The organism is Acinetobacter gyllenbergii, from assembly GCF_001682515.1.
Taxonomy (GTDB): Bacteria; Pseudomonadota; Gammaproteobacteria; order Pseudomonadales; family Moraxellaceae; genus Acinetobacter; species Acinetobacter gyllenbergii.
Window position 1 is genome coordinate 963,911 of sequence record NZ_KV575261.1, and the last position, 20,742, is coordinate 984,652.

General features: G+C 42.4%; 16 protein-coding genes. 4 read left to right on the plus strand and 12 right to left on the minus strand.

All coding sequences use genetic code 11. The features are described from left to right. The first annotated feature begins 10 nt into the window (after positions 1-10). From tssK to NG55_RS04860, 4 genes are read left to right on the plus strand one after another with little or no spacing between them, the layout of a single operon-like run. The gene (gene tssK / locus NG55_RS04845; protein ID WP_016541781.1) at positions 11-1,375 is read left to right on the plus strand and encodes a type VI secretion system baseplate subunit TssK; all 1,365 of its coding nucleotides are present in this window, start codon (positions 11-13) and stop codon (positions 1,373-1,375) included. Between the two features lie 10 nt (positions 1,376-1,385). After that, positions 1,386-2,192, plus strand: a complete 807-nt coding sequence (icmH, locus tag NG55_RS04850; protein WP_016541782.1) for a type IVB secretion system protein IcmH/DotU — start codon at positions 1,386-1,388, stop codon at positions 2,190-2,192. Positions 2,193-2,202: 10 nt separating this feature from the next. After that, positions 2,203-2,811, plus strand: a complete 609-nt coding sequence (locus NG55_RS04855) for a hypothetical protein (protein ID WP_016541783.1) — start codon at positions 2,203-2,205, stop codon at positions 2,809-2,811. Positions 2,812-2,814: 3 nt separating this feature from the next. Then, positions 2,815-3,783: a M15 family metallopeptidase gene (locus NG55_RS04860; RefSeq protein ID WP_171257919.1), complete on the plus strand. Its 969-nt coding sequence runs from the start codon at positions 2,815-2,817 to the stop codon at positions 3,781-3,783. Between the two features lie 115 nt (positions 3,784-3,898). Here NG55_RS04860 and NG55_RS04865 read toward each other — a convergent pair whose 3' ends face one another. The 12 genes from NG55_RS04865 to NG55_RS04920 form a co-directional block, all read right to left on the minus strand. Then, the gene (locus tag NG55_RS04865; protein ID WP_065342510.1) at positions 3,899-4,459 is read right to left on the minus strand and encodes an undecaprenyl-diphosphatase; all 561 of its coding nucleotides are present in this window, start codon (positions 4,457-4,459) and stop codon (positions 3,899-3,901) included. 188 nt (positions 4,460-4,647) lie between these two features. After that, complete coding sequence (gene posA / locus NG55_RS04870; RefSeq protein WP_065342511.1) at positions 4,648-8,646, minus strand: delta-poly-L-ornithine synthetase PosA; 3,999 nt, start codon at positions 8,644-8,646, stop codon at positions 4,648-4,650. Between the two features lie 168 nt (positions 8,647-8,814). After that, the gene (locus NG55_RS04875) at positions 8,815-9,501 is read right to left on the minus strand and encodes a PqiC family protein (protein WP_065342512.1); all 687 of its coding nucleotides are present in this window, start codon (positions 9,499-9,501) and stop codon (positions 8,815-8,817) included. Then, positions 9,498-11,159, minus strand: a complete 1,662-nt coding sequence (locus NG55_RS04880; protein ID WP_171257939.1) for a PqiB family protein — start codon at positions 11,157-11,159, stop codon at positions 9,498-9,500. The genes NG55_RS04875 and NG55_RS04880 overlap by 4 nt, the downstream gene beginning before the upstream one ends. 39 nt (positions 11,160-11,198) lie before the next feature. Further along, positions 11,199-11,978 (minus strand): paraquat-inducible protein A, encoded by a 780-nt coding sequence (locus tag NG55_RS04885; RefSeq protein ID WP_065342514.1) that lies wholly within the window; start codon positions 11,976-11,978, stop codon positions 11,199-11,201. Beyond that, positions 11,975-12,625 (minus strand): paraquat-inducible protein A, encoded by a 651-nt coding sequence (locus NG55_RS04890; protein ID WP_016541791.1) that lies wholly within the window; start codon positions 12,623-12,625, stop codon positions 11,975-11,977. The genes NG55_RS04885 and NG55_RS04890 overlap by 4 nt, the downstream gene beginning before the upstream one ends. 304 nt (positions 12,626-12,929) lie before the next feature. Next, positions 12,930-14,420 (minus strand): amino acid permease, encoded by a 1,491-nt coding sequence (locus NG55_RS04895; protein WP_065342515.1) that lies wholly within the window; start codon positions 14,418-14,420, stop codon positions 12,930-12,932. Between the two features lie 172 nt (positions 14,421-14,592). Beyond that, on the minus strand, positions 14,593-15,567 hold the full coding sequence (astE, locus tag NG55_RS04900) for a succinylglutamate desuccinylase (protein WP_016541793.1): 975 nt from the start codon (positions 15,565-15,567) through the stop codon (positions 14,593-14,595). A 32-nt stretch (positions 15,568-15,599) separates the two neighbouring features. Beyond that, positions 15,600-16,940 carry an N-succinylarginine dihydrolase gene (astB, locus tag NG55_RS04905; RefSeq protein WP_065342516.1) on the minus strand — a complete coding sequence of 447 codons (1,341 nt, stop codon included), beginning with the start codon at positions 16,938-16,940 and terminating at the stop codon, positions 15,600-15,602. A 32-nt stretch (positions 16,941-16,972) separates the two neighbouring features. After that, positions 16,973-18,442 carry a succinylglutamate-semialdehyde dehydrogenase gene (gene astD / locus NG55_RS04910; protein ID WP_065342517.1) on the minus strand — a complete coding sequence of 490 codons (1,470 nt, stop codon included), beginning with the start codon at positions 18,440-18,442 and terminating at the stop codon, positions 16,973-16,975. After that, positions 18,442-19,485, minus strand: coding sequence for an arginine N-succinyltransferase (astA, locus tag NG55_RS04915; RefSeq protein ID WP_065342518.1), 1,044 nt, complete (start codon positions 19,483-19,485; stop codon positions 18,442-18,444). The genes astD and astA overlap by 1 nt, the downstream gene beginning before the upstream one ends. A gap of 21 nt (positions 19,486-19,506) precedes the next feature. After that, positions 19,507-20,712: an aspartate aminotransferase family protein gene (locus NG55_RS04920; protein WP_065342519.1), complete on the minus strand. Its 1,206-nt coding sequence runs from the start codon at positions 20,710-20,712 to the stop codon at positions 19,507-19,509. Positions 20,713-20,742 lie beyond the last annotated feature (30 nt).

The following is a 20,742-nucleotide window of genomic DNA, read 5'->3' on the forward strand; positions in this document are numbered from 1 at the left end:
GTAAATACATATGTTTAAAGCAGAAAAGATTCTTTGGGGTGAAGGCTTATTTTTACGTCCTCAGCATTTTCAGATCCAAGATACCTACCATGAACAACGTTTGAATCATACGATTCGGGCAATGATTCCACATGCCTATGGTGTACAAAAGTTGAAGTTTGACGAAGTTCAGCTTTCTACTCATATTCTGGCACTTCAAGAAGTAGAAATCATTTGGCAAGATGGCGAGATTTATCAGGCTCCTGCACAAGATTTATTGCCTGAGCCGTTATTGCTGGATGATCTTAATCTACAAGGTGAAATGACAGTTTATTTGGCACTGCCAATCTTACAAGCCAATAAGAAGAATATCGCGGATGAAACACGCTCAGTTTCTAGTCGCTACCATAACTATTTGACAGAAACCCATGATCTGTTTACCGATGCGAGTCCTGCTGAACTGAATCTGTTGCGTCGCCGTGCAGAATTTAAGTTGTTAGAGCAACATATTCAGCCGAGCCAAAATTTAGATGGTTTCTTATATATTCCTGTCGCTAAAATTAAGCGTCAAAGCTCGGGTCACTTTGAGTTAGACAATAAGTTCATTCCACCGATTTTACATATTGCGGCCTCTGAATCGCTGATTAACAATCTAAAGCGTACACTCAACGTCATTAAGGCAAAAATTAAAACCATTCAAAGTAATAACCGCGAAAACGAACAAAAGTTGATCGAATTCCGCTCAGGAGACATTGTTTCCTTCTGGTTAATTAATGCTTTAAATACAGCCTATGCTGGATTAAATCACTTACTCCAATATCCTTTAATTCACCCAGAACGTTTATTCTCAGAATTATTGCGTTTAACAGGTTCATTACTGACCTTCTCTACGGCTTATGATGTTGACCATTTACCACACTATAAACATCATCAATTACAAGACAGTTTTCAACAGCTAGACCTGATTTTAAGAGATTTACTGGATACCATCATTTCGAGCCGTTATTTCAGTATTGCCTTGAAAGAAACACGACCATCTTATTGGGTGGGTAGTCTAGAGTCAGACAAAATTACCCGTGATACACGTCTTTATATTGCTGTTTCAAGCAGCATGATGCAAACCCATGAGCTGATTCAAATCGTACCTTTGCGCTTCAAAGTGGGCAGTACCATTGATGTAGAACAGCGTGTGATTGCAGCACTTCCTGCTGTTCCACTCCATCATCTAATGCAAGTTCCTACAGCGATTCCAGTGCGCTCTGGGGTCAGCTATTTTGAAATTGAACCACATCATGAACTCTATCAACGTATGCTTGAGTCAGAAACCATTTGTGTCTATGTTCCCGCAGGTTTCCAAGATATTAGTATTGAACTCATTGCTGTAATGAATAGTTAAGAGAATCACAATGACTCAACCAACAGGCATCCCCTCTTTATTTGATGATGGAAAAATTGGTTCAGGTTTACCTGCGTCTGATCAACCACAAAATAAAGCGCAAGCGACCAACTTAATTGACCTATTACATGATGGGTTTTATTTGGTTTTTTTACTTCGCAACCGCTATATACCTGCAAATCCCACTGATTTTCGTGAAAAAATCGTCGATTTATTGAACCGCTTCGAACAGCAAGCTAAACGTTTGCAGTTTTCTGCTGATGATATTCACGATGCCAAATACGCCTTTTGTGCCTTGATTGATGAAACGATTGCAACGCAACAGGATGCAGCCTATTTTAATTTACAGAATTCATGGCTGATCAGCCCATTGCAATTAAGCCTGTTTGGCTCTCAACTGGCTGGTTATCGTTTTTTTGAAATCTTAGAACAACTGCGGAGTCGTGGCAAAGAACGCCTAGCATCGCTTGAGGTTTTTCATTACTGCCTCTTACTCGGTTTTCAAGGTAAATACCGTCTAGAATCAGTAGAAAGCTTAAATCACCTCGTGGCTCGTGTTGGAGATGAGATTGATTATCTCAAAGGGAAAAAAGCAGCATTTTCTCCTTTTGCTGCCATTCCAGACCACATTAAACACATTATTCATCACGAATTACCTTTTTTCTGGATTTTGATCTTCTTACTGATGTTTGCTGCGCTCACTTTTGCAGGTTTAAAGTTCATGCTCTCCAAACAAAATCAGAGTGCATTAGCTCCTTATCAGAATGTGATTTCAGCGCCTGCCGAAGAAGCACATATCACCATCCATTTGCCTTAGTTGATAACGTATGACTCAGGAAAGAACAACTTCTTTACGCATATTACAGACCAATAAGAAAAAAACCTTATCTCCTGTAATTTATTTACTGATCGGATTTCTTTCAGGAATCATCGTTGCTGCATTGTTTTTTTTCATCTTTGCAAGTGACGTCAATAACTCAGCGCCGAGTGTCCCACAAACGATTGAAGAAACTGAAACGGTTCAAACTGCCACCAAAGCAACCGTACAAAATAATGAAGTGGAAGTGAATACTCCAAATCATCATGAAACAACTGAATCGGTGGAAGACAATAATTTTGCTCAACCTGGGAGCAATGATTTAAACAAATTTTTCCAACGCACACCGCCGCCTGCTGCACCCGCTCCGAATGGCCAGCATGTTTCTCCATTTGCCAATGAGCCAAATACGAAACCAACAACAGTAACATCAGTAAAAGTGCCGCATAGCAAAAATGAAACCATTGCTCCACCAACGAATAAAGTAGTGGCTAAACCGGTTCCTCCTGCGACCAAGCCAGCACCAGCAAAAACTGCAGAGGCGGAAGTAGAAGCACCTGAGGCAACGGTACAGATCAAAGTGACACAAAAACCCTTTGCAGTGAATGAACTCAAGTAAACAATGATTTTTATCATCTTCTTTTGCTTTGTCGCTGTCGCGATCGGATTAACCCTGCTCATGTCTTATGAGCTGCGTTATAAATGCAAACAGTTGTTGCAATCATTACTTCCAAGTAGCAAAAAGAAAATCGCCAATGCGATGCAGTTTGCAGAGAATATGCATCAGGCTGCTTCGCCTGAAAAATTACAATCGCATTGGCACCTACAACAATGGTGGATTTTAATCGCTGGTTTCTTTTTATTTGCCAGTATCCTGATTTTTGCATTCACCCGCCCCATCAATTCCACACGTATTGAGGCGGAATATTTAAAAGAGACCGATCCTCAAATTTATACGCTACTGAATGGTGAAATGCTAAGTCCACCACCAGAAGTCGATGCCAACTTGATTGAAGATGCGATAGTCGAAGCGACTCGACTTGAACAAGCCTATCAAGCTCAGCATCCAACCGATCCAAGTATTAATGCCTCTCAAATTGAGATTCCACTTACACATTCACATGGTAGTTTTGATGTATCCATGGTCGATCGTAAATGGGACAAAATTAATCCTCGCTATAAGCAACGCCTACTAATGGTATTCAAAATCATGAAAGAACAACATGGTTATGAACTGGTCTTACTTGAAGGTTACCGCAGTCCAAGCCGTCAAAATATGCTTGCAGGGAATCCAAATACAACCCGTGCCAAAGGTTATCAAAGCTATCACCAATTTGGTTTAGCTGCCGATGTTGCTTTTAAACGCAACGGTAAAGTCGTTATCTCAGAACGTGACCCTTGGGCAATGCGTGGTTATCAACTCTATGGACAAGTTGCTGAATCCGTTGGTTTAACTTGGGGTGGTCGTTGGAAATCTATTCAAGATTATGGCCATACCGAATACCGTATGCCTGGTCTAAGAAAAACCAAGGAAATGGCAGAACAACTCACTGCTGAAGGACAGTTAACCGCAAGAACAGACGAATCTTAAATACATCTAAAACTTAGTTAAATAAAATAAAACCTCTCGATATAGGGAGGTTTTATTTTAGCATCGGATTAAAAGATATTAATTAAACACAAACCATCCTAAAATTAAAATAACCTTAATCAATAACGGATATAGCAACTGTTTTTTTAGTTTTAAATATAAATTCTTTAAAGATGATATTCATCCCAAATACAAGTATTAAAGCAATCACAAATGATCCAAGTACATCAAAGGGAAAATGAACACCAATATAAATTCTAGACCATCCTACAATTAAACCCAATAACAAAGCTGCGCTACCTATTTTTCGATATCCCGAAAGTAGATATGAAAAAGCAATGGTTGCCACTGTCAAGGTATGTTGGCTTGGAAATGAAGAAGATGAACCATGTCCCGTCAGGATGTGTCCGATTCCAAGGTCAAAAGGACGTGGATGGTAATAGACAGCATGAATGAACTGAGTGACCAATAAGGAAACGACGATCGTGATAAGCATCTTGATAAACTGCACTCGGTATTTTTTATCCTTAAAAAACAATGAAGCAATTAAAAATATAAATAACACTGCAATTAAATTATGTGATGCGAATAAAGCAGCTTTGTCTAAAATCGGATTTTGCGTTGCCACTGAGTTAATCCAATTAAACAAACTAACATCTATCTTTTCAATTGACATTGCCAATCATTCCATGATGACTTTATATAAAAAAATATTATAAAAACAATCTTAAATAAAAATTAAATTATATATATTCTTGATAAATAGGCGTTGTATTTTCTTCAATTCTCTTCACTACACATATAGAAAAGGGATAAGAAACATCATGTTCTTATCCCTTTCTTTGCTTGATCAATTATCAAAACTTAAGCATGCTTCCAAGGTACTGCAGGTGAACCAATCCATGCTGATTTTGCAGGAATATTCTCTCCTTTCATCACCAAGGTCAGTGGCCCTAATACCGCGTGATTATTCACATTGGCATTGTATAAAATAATACTGCGAGCATTCACGACCACATCACTGCCCACATTCACTTGACCAATTTTCATAATCCGGTCTTCAAACAAATGGGTTTGCGGTCCAGAAAAACTATTAAACTCAGCACGATCACCAATCTTCACGCAGTCAAACTCGGTAATATCGGCAGTATCCAGATAGACATCTTTACCAATGTTTACTCCTAACAGGCGTAAAAAGAATGGCAACATCGGCGTCCCTCTTAAATAGTTTAAAAAGTTCGGAATCGCAACCGATTCATACAGACTGGTAATCCCCTCACTGAGCCAAACGAACATGGTCCACATCGGTGCCGAACGTGGTTGGTAACGTCCAATTAAAGCCCATTTCAAGAATGTCACGATGACAAAGCAACCAATACCGTACAATAAGCCCGCCAAGGTTAAAGCCAGCAAGCCCATCGCAATACTATAATCGTTGATCACATCAATCACTTCGAGAACGATCATATAGCCAACTCCAATGGCGAGCGCTGTCGGTAATACAATGCGTAAACCCTCAATCAAACCACGCATGAAACGGCGCTTGATACTTGGTTTAAAGGTAAGATGATCGGGATACTGTTCCGCAGCTTCACGTGCAGGTAACAACAATGCTGGAGAACCAAACCAAGTTTGACCTGAATACATTTCTCGGTTATCTGGTGTTTTGGACTGTACCCCAATCAAAACATTGTCAGGTAATACCGTACCATCCGCGATATAAGCACTATTCCCAACAAAGCTACGATGACCAATTTGAGTGGATTTCAACGACATCCAACCACCTTTGATTTCTTCATCACCTAACATTACTGCATCCGCAATAAAGCTTTCTTCACCTAGGGTCAACATTTCAGGAATCACACCTGTGGCGGTCGAAATCTCTGTATTTTTACCCACCTTGGCACCCAACATACGGAACCATGTTGGAGCATAAATTGTGGCGAACAAGCCATGTAAGGTTTGCAAACTGGTTTCCAAAATTTGAGCTGCAAACCATTTACGATAATAGACCCCACCATGTACTGCATAAGTGCCCGTCTCTAAATGTGGCAACACCACTTTACGAATAGCCGATGAAATCAATGCGGTAATCACCATCATCATGGCACTGGCAGGAATCGCAAGGATGAAATAATACAGCGCCGTTTGAATATGGTTATTCGGATCGATATTAAAGACATTGACATCCAACCAATCCACTAACAAGAAGCTTGGGAAAATCGGAATAAAGAACAAGCAAGCAATGATTAAAGCACTAACACTGTAATAACCATATTCAGCAAATTTGCGCACTAAAGATAATTTTGGACGTGTCGCTAATGGCGCAAGTTGATCAATATGGCCGATTTTTCTAGCGGGTGTTCCATCCCAAGTTTCACCTGCAGGTACCGTAGTCCCATATTCAATCGAGCTTAAAGCATTAACATGAGCTTTTGCTTCTAACACCGTATTTTCTTCCAATACCGCATAAGATCCCACATAACTGTCCTGTTTGAGCTGAATTGAACCCAACACCAAGTGACCATGTTCGACTTTGGCATTTTCCAGATTTACATTTGAACCAATACTGACGCCATCTTCAATCGTTAACAGTGACGGCATCCGAATATGCACCGAGCTAATGGTGACATCATGCCCAATCTTCGCTCCAAGTGCTTTAAGGTATAAATTCAGTAAGGTTGAACCAGAAAGTAAATATACTGGTGAAATACTACTAATACGATCTGCCAACCACCAACGGAAATAGGTCATGCCCCATAACGGGTAACGACCAGCACCAATTCCCAACATCAGGATGCGTTTAACACTCATTGAAACCGCAAAGCTAGCAATGATGACACTGATATATACCAATAAAGACAGCAAAATTGCATAAGGAATACTATCTCGTGTTCCACCTGTAAAATAATGATAGGTAAAGAATGGTGCTAACCACTGCAAGATATTCACCGAGATCAAAACAGGAATGGTGACCGCCTGTGCAACCCCACAAAGCCATTTATAAGCTTGATTACGTGGATTATCTTGTCCGATTTGGCGGTCAAAGCTTGAAGGTTCGGGTTGCTCAAGCATCAAGGCCGCAATCGCCCCTACTTTTCTGGCCTGATATAAACTTTGAATAGTGAGATGGCTATATGCAGAGTGTTCACGCAGATTTGAGACTAAAACAGCAGCCAAGAGTGAATGACCGCCCAAATCATCAAAGAAATCTGAGTCTAACTTAATCGGAATATTGGGAAATAAACGAGCTAGAATCTCAAATAAAATCTCTTCGGCTGTATTCTGTGGTTGGTCTGATTCACTCCGATCAATCACGCTGGTTAATGGACGAGCCTTTAATGCCTTACGGTCAATTTTACCTGACAATAAACGTGGTACTTCCTCAATAATTTCAAAGCGATTGGGCACCATATAAGGTGGCAAACGCTGACTCAGATGATGCCGTAGCTGTTTGATTTCAATCGCTTGCTTGGCATCAATTTCAGGGGCAATAAAAGCAACCAACTGATCAATGCCATCTTCAGCACGTAGCATCACCGCCGCGGTTCCAATCCCATCCAGATCACACAGTGCTGCTTCAATTTCACCCAGTTCAACCCGAAACCCACGGATTTTGACCTGATCATCAGCACGGCCCAAACAATGCACCTGACCAAATTCATCAATTTTGGCGAGGTCTCCTGTGCGATACAAACTGATTTCATCCTCATTATTTGCCCAAGGATTCTCAATAAATTTATCAGCGGTTAAATCAGGCCGCCCTAAATAACCTTGCGCTACGCTCGGCCCAAAAATACACAGTTCCCCTGTTTCGCCTTGAGCCAATAATTCTCTTTCTGCATTGATCACCAACATGCCATAGTTGGGTAAGGGCTTACCAATGGTGACAGGCTTACCTTGTTGTAATAACTCTAAACTGGCAGATACCGTGGTTTCAGTCGGACCATAGGTATTAAACATCTGATGGTGCGGCAATGCCCAACGTTCCACCAAAGAGTCTGGACACATCTCGCCACCCAAGTTGATGATGCGTAGATTTGGAACATCTTCAGGAAATAAGGCCAGTAAAGTCGGCACAGCATGTAATACCGTAATCTGTTGCTGTTTCAGTGTTTGACAAAGCCGCTCTGGATCACTGACTAAAGATTTTGGTGCAATCCACAAGCTTGCACCCACCAGATAAGACAACCAGATTTCCTCAAAGGACATATCAAAAGCCACCGAGAACCCTTGATAGACCTTATCCTGTTCTTGAATACCTAAAATACTGTTTTCACTGCGCAGGAAATGACAGATATTCTTCTGGGTGATCACAATCCCTTTCGGCTTACCCGTTGAACCTGAAGTATAAATAATATAGGCAGGTTGTTCAGGCGAGGTTTTGGCCAATACCACCGTTTCATGTAGCGGTCGCTGTAATTCAGTATTGGTCCATTTTGTTTGCGGAACTTCGTGCAGGTGTTCATACCATTCATCACTGCTAATCATCCCGACTGCAGCCGCATCCTCCAGACAAACAGCGATTCGATCTGCTGGAGTATCCATATCAAACGGTAGCCAAGCCGCACCACTTAAACAAATTGCTAATTGTGATTTTAATAGTTCGATGCCACGCGGCAGCCATAAACCAACAATGTCACCCGCTTTGACTCCGTTCAGGGTCAAATGCTGTGCCATCAATAAAGCTTGTTGATAGAGCTCGCCGTAGCTCAACGTTCGTTCAGCTTCAATCAGGGCTACTTTTTCAGGAAATTTTTGTGCCGTTTCAATAAAGATATCAGCAAGAACTTCATGCTGTAAAAATTCTGGGTGGTGCTTACCACGAATAATATTTTTTGCGCTCATCACACATTGATTCATTTTTATGCTCTCTTTAATGTTTTGATTTAGCCAAAGACGAAATGAGGTATTCGTATTGGTTGGTAAATTAAAGAGAGCAACTTAAAACAACATTAAAGCTTGATGTTCACATAAACAATAAAACCTGAATTAAACAAATATGATCAGTACACCCCAATTTCATCGAGATTAAGAACAAACCACCTCATTAATGTTGATTTGAGTTTTCGAGTCTGAGGCCACAATCGACAGTGCAATGGCATCAACAACTCGGCTCAATGAGCCACTGGCGGCACTCACAACATTTTGGATTGAATCATTGTGCTCTTGTATCGGTTGGCTAAAGCTCATCCGACATGCCAACTGCTGATTTTGGTTTGAATTTTGGTCCAATGTGATAGTGGGATCATTCCGCTTGATAATCCAAGCCACAGAAACCTCTACATTTTTCTTGGCAGCATCAGCAGTAACCACATCGAAGTGAGAAAAATCAGTCGCAACTCGGTAAGACACCTTACCTCCCGCCATACCACTATTATAACGATCGACCGCGCCAAGCTTTTGCTGCAAACCTGCCGACAAATTGTCTCTTAACTCCGCACCCAGTGTTGAGGTCCAGCGTTCGTTCTCTAAAATTCGCGATTTACCTGCGGCATCCTGCACCACAATTGGCGCACGATTGATACGATCAGGCAAACCCACAGGAAGAACCTCGATCACACGCACTTTCGAGCTTGCCAAAGGTGTGGCTTTACTTGCCAAGGTATAATAGTTTGGCGTAGGCGTACTTGAACAAGCCCCTAACAATAAGACCATGGACAAGAGACTGAGTTTCAATGAAACCGCTAATAGCGGTTTGGCTGTGCTGCTAATCATTTCTTGTCTGCCTCTGTTTTTTTACCACGAATCAATGATTCGGGATGTTGTTCAATATAGTCCGCCATTAATTGCAAGGACGCGGCTGCTCGGGTCATTTGTTGTAAAGCTTTACGCACATCTTGCTGCATCGGCGCATCACTGGATAGAATCGACTCACTAGATTGCATGGTTTTACGCACATCATTCAATGTCGCTTGCAAATCTGGTGCCACTTTGCCATCCAACTGTTTCACCAACTTATCTGTCGACTCAATGGTGGTATTCATATTATTCAGTGTTTTACGAACGTCTTTTCCAATTTCTTCGAGTGGGAACTTACTGACTTTATCGGCAATTTGTGACACTTGCGCCTGTAAGCCACTCAGCTCTGTTGCAGTGGTCGGTACTTCAACACGTCCATCTGGTCTGGTGATCAAAGAAGCAGCTTTGGCTTTTGGAAACTTATCAAAGGCAATGTAGTTCTGACCTGTTAATAAATTACCTGTCCGCATCTGCGCACGCCAGCCCTTCTCAATAAAGTATTTAAAAATTTCGCCATCTGGATCAAGCTCTTTGCCGTGAGCCAATCGCGATGGATAAATGACTGCATCCACACGCATTCTTAAATGGGTATAAGACTGATCAAATTCGACATTGATTGATTTAACATTACCAATCTCAATCCCCATAAAGTCAATCGGTGCACCCGCAGTTAAACCACGAAGCGAATGATCAAAATACATAATAATTGGACGTGGTTTACCATCAGGCTCTTTCATTGCTTCTTTGCGGGAATCAGACAAAATAAAATAGCTATTGTCAGGCGCAATAGCACCAGCCGAATTTTCAGGATAACCAAAGGCAATCCCGCCTGCCACAATACTGGCAAGCGATTGAGTATCTAAATTAAAGCCAGATGCATTTAAGGTCACATCCACACCACTGGCTTGCCAGAAACGGGCGTCAGTGGTCACGAATTTATCGTAAGGTGATTGAATAAAAGTTTGAAGTTCTACACTTTTTCCATCAGCGGCTAATTTATAGGCAGTAATCTGCCCAACATTAATTCTGCGATAGTAAATCGGCACACCAATATCCAATGAACCTAAATCTTGTGCTTTGAGGAAAAAGACTTTACCGGGAATATCTGAAGAGACCACAGGCGGCACTTCAAGCCCCGTAAAGGTTTCCTGCTTTTGCTCCGCCTTACCACCATCGACTTCAATATAAGCCCCAGAGAGTAAGGTATCGATCCCCGAGATCCCCCCTGTTCCCACTCTCGGTCTCACCACCCAAAATCGTGAATCTTTGGCTGCAAAATTACTGGCATCTTTACGTAGCTCGATTTTGGCAATAATGTGTGAACGATCATCTGACAGATCAATTTGACGCACCAAACCGATATCCACCTGTTTATAACGGACTGTAGTCTTACCTGCGACTAAGCCTTCTGCAGTACGAAAAGACACTTCAATACTTGGGCCTGTATCAAGAACCGCTTTGGCTGCCAGTGAAATTCCAATCAGCAGCGCAACGAATGGTACCAGCCAAATCAATGCAGGTCGCCAACGCCCTTTCTTCTTTTCAGGTTCAGCGAGGATTGCATCATTCTGCGTTAACTCGGTTGAGTTCTCTGCAGAATCTTGGTTAGTCGGGGTATTTTCTGACATAGTGATCTTTCTTTTATAGGTCAAAAATAAGACGAATCTTCAATCTTAACTTTTTAATTGATGAATCGCCGTTCCTTTCATATGATTTGATTGCTGCTCATCCGCTTGATGTGCCTTGAAATAATTGTCCCAAATAATCCTTGGATCAAAACTCAAGGAAGCAAACATGGTCAACACCACAACGGCACCAAAAGCCACAGCTCCCGGCCCTGCCAATATGGTTGCCAATGATTGAATCTGAATCAATGCAGTGAGCAATGCAACCACAAAAACGTCAATCATGGACCACCGTCCAATAAACTCAACAATACGATACATCAGCGCACATTGTTCAGGACTAAAATGCCATTTGGAAGATGACTGCATATAGACTGAAACCAATAAAAAAATCAGAATCAATAATTTTAAAATCGGGATAAAGATACTGGCCATAAAAATCACGACAGAGACCAGATAATCACCATTTTGCCAAAAATAGATCACGCCACTAATAATGGTGTCTTGCTGACGGCCCAATAAAGAATCGGTAATGGTCATCGGAAGGACATTGGCAGGAATATATAAAATTGCAGCAGCAACCACCAAGGCTAGCGTACGATTTAAACTTTCTGGCTTGCGCGAATGCAATGCGCTTTTACATCGAGAGCAATGTGCATGCCCATGTTGATCAGCCTGAGCACCAACTTGGTTGAGTAATCCGCAACAATGGCATTGAATTAACCCGACATCTTTTGCCCTGACGTAATTTTTAATCTGTAAATCAACATCAGAAAGCTGTTCTATAATTGAAGAAGTTTCGGCGTTCTGAACTTTAGCCTGCTTCATCCCAGACTCCTATCCACTTCATTCCAAAGATCTTTGATTTTGAGTGAAGCAATATATACCAAAAGGACACTAAGCAAGGTAAAGGCCCACAATGCAACACCTGGAATCACGGTAACCATGCCAACCAGTTTAACCAATGTCACCAGTACACCAATTAAAAATACTTCCACCATTCCCCATGTCCGAAACAGAAACAATGCCCGCAGTGCAGGGATTAAATATGGAGGTCTACGTTTCCAGAGACTGATACATACAAGTACATAGCTGAGTAATAACAATTCAATCAAGGGTACGATAAAAGTTGTGATCAGAATCAGCACCCCGACCAAGGCACGATCAATATGAAACATGGTCCATGCCGCACCAATCAAGGTGGTTTGCGAGGTGTTACCTTGAAGCTCGACAATCACAATGGGAAAACTATTGGCAATCACGAAGATAATCAATGCAGTAATAACCAACGCCAATAAGGATGAAAACGAATGGCTGCGACGATAAAGTTCAGCACCACAACAGGTACAATAAGCGCGTTCGCCCGACACCAACTCGACCTTACGGTAAATCGCGTCACATTCTTCACAACCAGCCAATTCGCTTAGCTTGACTTGCTGACCAATTGCTAAAGGCTGATTATTTTTATTCGCCATATAGTCATGCCTATGATCAAAATTCTGTTTCGTTTACATAATCGACTTAGCTTCTGTTATACCGTTATTTTTGATAAGCACAACGCATCACTGCCAATCTTACACAATATATAAACAAATCAGGGTTTAAAAGCCTGATTCATGGAATTGTGTCAGAATCTTTAGCAAAAATCAGGCCTATCTCTATAGAAAAGCGGCTTCTTTTATCTACACAAATTAGGTTTAAGCATTTCCCATAAAAAAAGTGGATCAGTTACAGTACATCTCTATAACTGATCCACCCTGTTTATTGTTCTTTGAAGTTTTAAATCGCCTTATCTTTATAGAAAAGGTTATAACTCACATAACAAGCAATAATAAATAATACACAGCAGATAAAACCGACTTGCATCGATGGATCGGTCACCATACTAATACAGGTAATCACACAGAATACCCCACCTAAAATCGGGGTCAGTGGAAATAAAGGTGCTGCAAATTTAAGATCTTTGACTGTTTTACCTGATTTAATCCATTGTCTGCGGAAGTTGAATTGGGAAACACAAATCGAAATCCACACCACCACCATGGTAAATGCAGCAACACCGAGTAGGTTTTTGAAAATCGTTTCAGGGGCAAAATGTTCAGATAATAATCCTGGAATTGCGCCAAACATAGTGACAATAATCGCAATAATCGGTGTGCCTGAACGGGTCAACTTTGAAAACACTTTGGGTAACTGCTTCTTCTCTGACAAAGACCACATCATGCGTGATGCAGCAAATAAACCTGAGTTTGCCGCAGACAAAAGTGCAGTAATAATCACAAAACGAATAATGTCTTCTGCGTATGGAATACCAATGTAATTAAATACGGTCACGAATGGGCTATTGCTGACACTGTTAGCATTTAGACCCGCCATCTCATACGGCAGTAATGCACAAATCACTACAATGGTACCGACAAAGAAAATCAATAAACGCCAGATCGCAGCATTGATTGCTTTAGGTACCGTTTTCGCAGGCTCTTCTGCTTCACCTGCCGCCACACCAATCAACTCTGTACCCGAAAATGCAAAATTCACGATGAGCATGGTCGCAAAAATTGGGAAAATACCATTTGGAAACCAACCATGTTCCGTCAGCTTGCTAAACAACGGTGCCGACTCATGCCCATGATAAGAAATCATGCCAAAAATGGCCGCTAGGCCCAATCCAATAAAACAGATAATGGTCAACACTTTGACCAACGATAACCAAAATTCAGACTCGGCAAATAACCGTGTCGAACTGACATTCAGACTAAAGACCAAACCTGCAAATAATAAAGTCCAGGTCCACATGGAAATAGAAGGAAACCATTCTTGCATGAGTAATGCAGCGGCAGTAAATTCAGTGCCTAGCGTTGCAGTCCATGTCAGCCAATACAACCAAGTGATCATATAACCTGTGCCTGGTCCAATATACGTTCTGGCATATTCACCAAAAGAACCTGAAACCGGCATCTGTACTGCCAATTCACCCAAGCACAACATCACCATGTAGGCAATCACACCACCCAATAGGTAAGCGAGAATCGCTCCGACTGGGCCAGCCTGAGAAATGACATCACCAGAACCTAAAAACAGCCCTGTTCCAATTGCACCACCCAATGAAATCATCACCAGATGACGCTTGGTCATGGCACGTTTCAATGGTTTACCGATTTCAATCTCAGAGCTAGAAACTCCTGATAGACTGGCAACATCCTGCTGTGGCACATATTGCCCACCCAAGCCTTCACCTGGTGGGAATGTCTTTTCGTTATTGTTACTCATACACGGTCACTCCAACTGTATTCTTATGACAACCTGTCCTTGCTGTATTGCACTCATAAAAACGAATATCTAAACGATATTCTTTGACACGTTTTGTTCTATTGAACATCCATATTCAAACTCCATTTCATCCGTTTCTTGCCGATAATTAAGCTGTTAAATCGGCGACCGCTTACTTAATTTCTTTTAATATCAGTCCAGCCCGAAGCCCTGTTTTCACATTAGGATTCGGGAATAAAATCCAGACTTGCTGATCATGCGCGACATAATTCCCTGCTTGCTGAGTCGCAATCAACTCACCTTTCTGAAAAGTAGAGAAATTAGGAGCATCGGCACTTAAATTCAGCTGAAAATCATCACTTTGTTTTAATACTGAATCCACTACCTTAAATTGGCGAATCGGTCCTTTTAGTCGTGCAGGCAATGCTTGATCTGCAAGAACTGCACGTAACATCAGGTCAGTACTGGCAAACTCAGCTAAATCATTGGCCCCAAAAGGTTTAGCCTTACCTAGCTCCAAAGTACTACTGGCTGCCTGAAATTTTTCAGCCGTAAAGTGAGTAAAGGTTTTGCCTGCGGCATTGTGATAGACCAAAGCATCCAGATCAGCCGCCTTTAAACTTTGAATCAGGAATTCATCATAGGCATGTGTTTGATATGGAAATAAGGCAAAAACAGGCAGTAATGAGGCACGAATAGCGGTATGTAAATCATAATGATAACGCTGTGCCTGTGGCTGACTCTGTTCAAAAAACTGTGTTGTCACTTGCTCTAAATGCGCCGCCCGTTCAGTCTCTTGATCTTGAATTAAATTTTGGTAAGCACCACAGAACATGCGGTTCATATCATTTTCAAGATAACGTGCACCATGACGAATCGCTTCAGGATTGCCCAATACAAACAGTACACGTACCGCCAGTACCAACCGTTCAGTAAATAAATCATGAATGATCTGTGACAATAATTCGATCGGTGCCGTTTCATTGCCATGAATGCCAGCAGAAAGTACCATGGTTTTTACATAGCTTGTCTTGGGTGTACATTGCAATAGCCCTTCACCTAGCCATTGCCATGTAAATCCAGCGCTTTCCCCTTGCATTTGCACTGGGACTTGTTGTTCTAAAGTCAACGTTAGTAAATCAACCATGTACTTTCATCCTTAAAAGCCGTTATTTGTGTTTATCTTTGGAAGTGATAAACCGAACCTAAAGCCAAAATCTTGGTCAGTTCATCGAGTGCAGTACGGCTCTCGATCAATAAACTTGGATCGGCCAAATCATCTTGTGTTAACTCATCACGATAATGCTGATCCACCCACTGATTCAGGGTTTTGAACAGCGCATCATTCATAAACAAGTTTGGATTCACTGCAGCCAGTTCAGCCTCATTCACGGCAACACGCAATCTCAAACATGCAGGTCCACCGCCATTACGCATACTTTCACGCAAATCAAATACCTTGATGTCATCAATTGGCGTACCCATTTGAATCATGTCATTCAAGTAGCTCCATACCGCCTTGTTGTGACGTGATTCCTCTGGTACCACAATGCTCATGCCACCATCTGCACGAGTTAAAATCTGGCTGTTGAACAAATAAGTCGAGACTGCATCTTCAACGCTGACACGATTGTCGGGAACTTCAATCGAAATAAACTCTTGCTCGATCCCCGCCATCTTTTTACGGATTTCATCCAATGCCACCGCCTGATTTAAAAACGCCTGTTGATGATGGAACAACACTTGTTGATTACTTACGGCGATGACATCGTTATGAAATACACCTTGATCAATCACAGCTGGATTTTGCTGAATAAACACCGTGCGTTTCGCATCCAGACGATGCAAACGTGCAATCGCTTCACTTGCCTCGCGGGTTTGACGCGCAGGGAATTTCTGCGGTGCCACCGTTCCACCAAGCTGTTGCTGACCATACACAAACACCTGTACACCCGCTTGATCATACCCACCACCAAGACGGTTATGATTGGCTGCCCCTTCGTCACCAAATAAAGCGGCTTCAGGCAGTGCTTCATGGTGCGCGAAATATACATCATTATTGAACATGGCTTGAAGAATACGGGTAGTCGTATGATGCTCAATTGATCGATGGAACTTATTATTCAGGTTTGCCGCTGTAAAATGCATGCGTTTGTCAGCACTATCTGCCGATGGCGACACTGTACATGAGTTGGCTGTCCACATCGAAGAAGCTGAACTCAACGATGATAATAAGGCTGGTGCAGTACGCATGGCTTGGGTAATCACGTCAATATCACTGCCAGTAAAGCCCAAACGGCGCAACGTTGGCACATGCGGACGCTCTTGTGGGGCAAACACACCTTGCTTCAATCCTAAATCTGCAAGGGCTTTCATTTTCTTCAAGCCTTGCTTTGCTGCGAGCTTAGGATTTGACGCATTATTACGGTTTTTGGTTGAAGCAACATTCCCAAAGGATAAGCCCGCATAATGATGCGTCGGCCCCACTAAACCATCAAAATTGATTTCATAACCTGACATTTTTTTCTCCCTGTGTCCCGATGCGATCCGTCTTAGAGCACAATGCCCGGTGATAGTTTTGAAGGTAAAGTAACGCTGTCACTTTCCAGCGATGCCATTGGCCATGCACTATAGTCTGCGGCGTAAAAAGCACTAGCACGATGGTTCCCAGACGCTCCAACCCCACCAAATGGTGCAGCACTTGAAGCGCCTGTTAATGGCTTATTCCAGTTCACAATGCCTGCACGTGCTTCAATCAGTACACGATCAAATAAATCACGGTCAGGTGAAACCAGACCAACAGCCAAACCAAAACGGGTGTTATTGGCAATGTTCAAAGCTTGATCGAAACTGTTGTAGCGATAGATCGTAGTGAGTGGACCAAAGTATTCATCATCAGGAATATCAGTTACCTGAGTAACATCTAAAATACCCGCCGTAAGCAATGAGCTATCCGCTTTTGGACGGGTCATTTCTAACAATGGTTTTGCGCCCAAGGCAATCAGTTTGCTTTGCGCTGCCAACATCTGTTCCGCTGCATGTGCAGAAATTACTCCACCCATAAACGGTTGAGGTTCAGCATTCCAGTGACCTACGACCAAGCTCTTCGCCACTTCAACAAAACGTTGAATAAAGGCATCACCATTGGCACCCTGCTTGACAATAATACGGCGTGCACAAGTACAACGTTGCCCCGCAGAAACGAAAGCGGATTGAATGGCTAAATTCACTACAGCATCAATATCGGTTACTTCATCAATGATCAGGGCATTATTACCGCCCATTTCCAAAGCAAGGATTTTTTCAGGTGCGCCTGCCATTTGTTTATGTAGGTGATAGCCTGTATTGGCACTGCCCGTAAACAGTAAACCATCAATCTGCTCAGCCGCAGCAAGTGCTTCACCCGTGCTGCGTCCACCTTGTACGATATTCAACACACCGTTTGGTAGACCCGCTTGCTGCCACAATTTTGCAGTTTCTTCGGCCGTCCAAGGGGTGAGTTCACTCGGTTTAAACACCACGGTATTGCCTGCAATCAATGCAGGAACAATATGACCATTTGGCAAATGACCAGGGAAGTTATAAGGGCCAAATACGGCGAGAACGCCATGTGGACGGTGACGTAATGAAGCCACACCATCTGGCATTTCAGTTTCGCTAAAACCCGTGCGTTGATGATAAGCACGAATCGAAATTGCCACTTTACCGATCATCGACTGCACTTCAGTTAGGGTTTCCCAAAGTGGTTTACTGGTTTCTTGGCTAATCACTTCAGCCAATTGAGTTTTATGCTGTTCAAGTAAGCCCGCAAAGCGCTCAATGATTGCAATACGCTCTTCCAATGGCAAACGTGCCCATGCTGGAAAAGCCTGACGCGCTGCATGGCACGCCTGTTCAACATCGACTGGGCTTGCCTCATGCCCCGCCCAAATGTGCTGATTGCTCACTGGATTAGTTTTATTGAAGGTAGTGCCTTGTCCTTGAACCCAAGCACCATCAATTAATAATGCACCTTGTGACATTAGTTGTTCTCCATTTTTTCTAATGCTAAAACACGGACTTGATCGTGTTCAGCAATATTCAGTGCCTGTGCTTGTGCTGCGGTCATATGCAGATTCTCACTTTCATCAACTTTGTTATTGATCAGCAACACGGCGTAATCTTGGTATTGGTCATTGGCAACCAAAAAGTGTGTCTCCGTACTTTCGACTTGCTCAGTGAGTTTGACTTTAAGCAAGCGGCTTTCTTTCACCGCCCGTAACTCAGCAGTATTGGCTTCCAGTGTCGGTCCAGCATCAAAGATATCAACATGACCTTGATACTTAAGACCTTCTGACATCAGCACTTTGGCTGCTGGCAAGGTATGTGGATGCACTTCTGCAATCACTTCACGCGCCTCGGAGGTCAACAAGTCAACATAAACTGGAAATCTCGGCATCAATTCTGCGATAAAGGCTTTTTGCCCAACACCACTGAGATAATCCGCTGCGGCAAAATCCATATTAAAAAATAGATAACCCAGTGAATCCCAAAAAGGTGATCGTCCGTTTTGGTCTGAAAAACCACGCATTTCTGCAATCAGTCGCTCTTCAAAGAAAGAACGAAAAGCTGCGATAAACAGAAAACGGACTTTGGATAAAAATTTGCCGTTTTGGTTTTTGCGATATTCAGGATCAAGGAATAAAGTACAGAGTTCACTACACCCCGTATGGTCATTACTTAAAAACAAAGTGTCTAAAGTTTTATAGACATTCAAAGCTTTAGAAGCATGTACCTGTTTGGCCACACGGAAGTTGTAAAACGGTTCATTCAATCCGACCGCAACTTCAATCGCACTCACACCCACAATTTTGTGAATGCTGGTGTCTTCCAATACAAACAGATAACTTGCCTCGCACTTTTCGGTTAAACCCTCTAAAGTGCGAGTGGTACGTGTAATACGCTCAGCCAAGATGTCTTTATTTTGGGGTAAGGAAGTCAGGCCAATGCCCGACTCCCCAGCTCGTTGCGCTAAACGATAAATATCATCTAAGTCCCGATGCGCTGCATGTCGAACAATCATCATGGTTAGATGCTCACAGCAGACTTAGAGACGTGCTAGAGCACGAACAAAACGGCTTAAACCTTCATCAATATCGTGTTGAGGAATGATTAATGAAGGAGTAAAGCGAACCACATCAGCACCTGCGACCAGTGCCAATAGCCCTTCTTCACCCGCTAAGGTCACAATATTCTTCGCTTTGCCTGCGTGTTCATCTTTCAACACACAGCCAATTAACAAACCTTGACCACGGATTTCTTTGAACAATCCATACTCAGCATTGATTTTGTTTAAGGCATCGATGAAATATTGGTGGCGTTGTTTAACGCCGTCTAACACGTCTGGTGTATTAATAAATTCAAATACCGCGCCAGCAACCGCACAAGCCAATGGGTTACCACCATAAGTGGTACCGTGATCGCCAACTGCATACATATTGGCATAATGATTTGTAGTGATCATTGCACCAATCGGGAAACCACCACCCAATGCTTTTGCCGTGGTCAAAATGTCAGGTGTTACACCTGTATTCATATAGGCATACAATGAACCTGTACGACCCACACCCGTTTGTACTTCATCAAAAATCAGCACAGCACCTTTTTCATCACACAGTGCACGTAAGCCTTTTAAGAATTCGATATCTGCTGGTAGAACGCCACCTTCACCTTGAATCGGTTCGACAATCACGGCACAAGTATTTTCAGTGATCGCTGCTTTTGCTGCTTCAAGGTCATTAAACGCAGTGTGTTCGATACCGCCTGGTAAAGGTGCAAAGTCTTGAGAATATTTTGGCTGACCACCTGCTGTTACGGTAAACAAAGTACGACCGTGGAAGGCATTCTTAAATGCAACAATCTGGTTCTTATTTGCATTGCCACTGAGCAAACCGACTTTACGTGCCAGTTTTAATGCAGCTTCGTTAGCTTCTGCACCCGAGTTACAGAAAAAGACTTTGTCAGCAAAAGTACTATCTACCAATTGTTTTGCAAGACGTAATACAGGCTCGTTGGTATAACCATTACCAATGTGCCATAGCTTTTGCGCTTGTTCAGTTAAGGCTTTTACTGCAACAGGATGTGCATGACCCAAGGCATTTACCGCGATCCCACCTGCAAAATCAATATATTCTTTATCGTTTTGATCCCAAAGACGTGACCCTTCGCCACGCACTAAAATGAAGTTTGCTGGGGCAAAAACTGGAACCATCCAATCATTAAAATTGCTACGTGTAATTGCGACTTCGCTCATTTTATTTACTCACTTCCTGTTTAATCTTCA

Coding starts and splice junctions, on each gene's coding strand:
- tssK (WP_016541781.1), top strand. CDS start 11: ATGTTTAAAGCAGAAAAGATTCTTTGGGGTGAAGGCTTATTTTTACGT.
- icmH (WP_016541782.1), top strand. CDS start 1,386: ATGACTCAACCAACAGGCATCCCCTCTTTATTTGATGATGGAAAAATT.
- NG55_RS04855 (WP_016541783.1), top strand. CDS start 2,203: ATGACTCAGGAAAGAACAACTTCTTTACGCATATTACAGACCAATAAG.
- NG55_RS04860 (WP_171257919.1), top strand. CDS start 2,815: ATGATTTTTATCATCTTCTTTTGCTTTGTCGCTGTCGCGATCGGATTA.
- NG55_RS04865 (WP_065342510.1), bottom strand. CDS start 4,459: ATGTCAATTGAAAAGATAGATGTTAGTTTGTTTAATTGGATTAACTCA.
- posA (WP_065342511.1), bottom strand. CDS start 8,646: ATGAATCAATGTGTGATGAGCGCAAAAAATATTATTCGTGGTAAGCAC.
- NG55_RS04875 (WP_065342512.1), bottom strand. CDS start 9,501: ATGATTAGCAGCACAGCCAAACCGCTATTAGCGGTTTCATTGAAACTC.
- NG55_RS04885 (WP_065342514.1), bottom strand. CDS start 11,978: ATGAAGCAGGCTAAAGTTCAGAACGCCGAAACTTCTTCAATTATAGAA.
- NG55_RS04890 (WP_016541791.1), bottom strand. CDS start 12,625: ATGGCGAATAAAAATAATCAGCCTTTAGCAATTGGTCAGCAAGTCAAG.
- NG55_RS04895 (WP_065342515.1), bottom strand. CDS start 14,420: ATGAGTAACAATAACGAAAAGACATTCCCACCAGGTGAAGGCTTGGGT.
- astE (WP_016541793.1), bottom strand. CDS start 15,567: ATGGTTGATTTACTAACGTTGACTTTAGAACAACAAGTCCCAGTGCAA.
- astB (WP_065342516.1), bottom strand. CDS start 16,940: ATGTCAGGTTATGAAATCAATTTTGATGGTTTAGTGGGGCCGACGCAT.
- astD (WP_065342517.1), bottom strand. CDS start 18,442: ATGTCACAAGGTGCATTATTAATTGATGGTGCTTGGGTTCAAGGACAA.
- astA (WP_065342518.1), bottom strand. CDS start 19,485: ATGATGATTGTTCGACATGCAGCGCATCGGGACTTAGATGATATTTAT.
- NG55_RS04920 (WP_065342519.1), bottom strand. CDS start 20,712: ATGAGCGAAGTCGCAATTACACGTAGCAATTTTAATGATTGGATGGTT.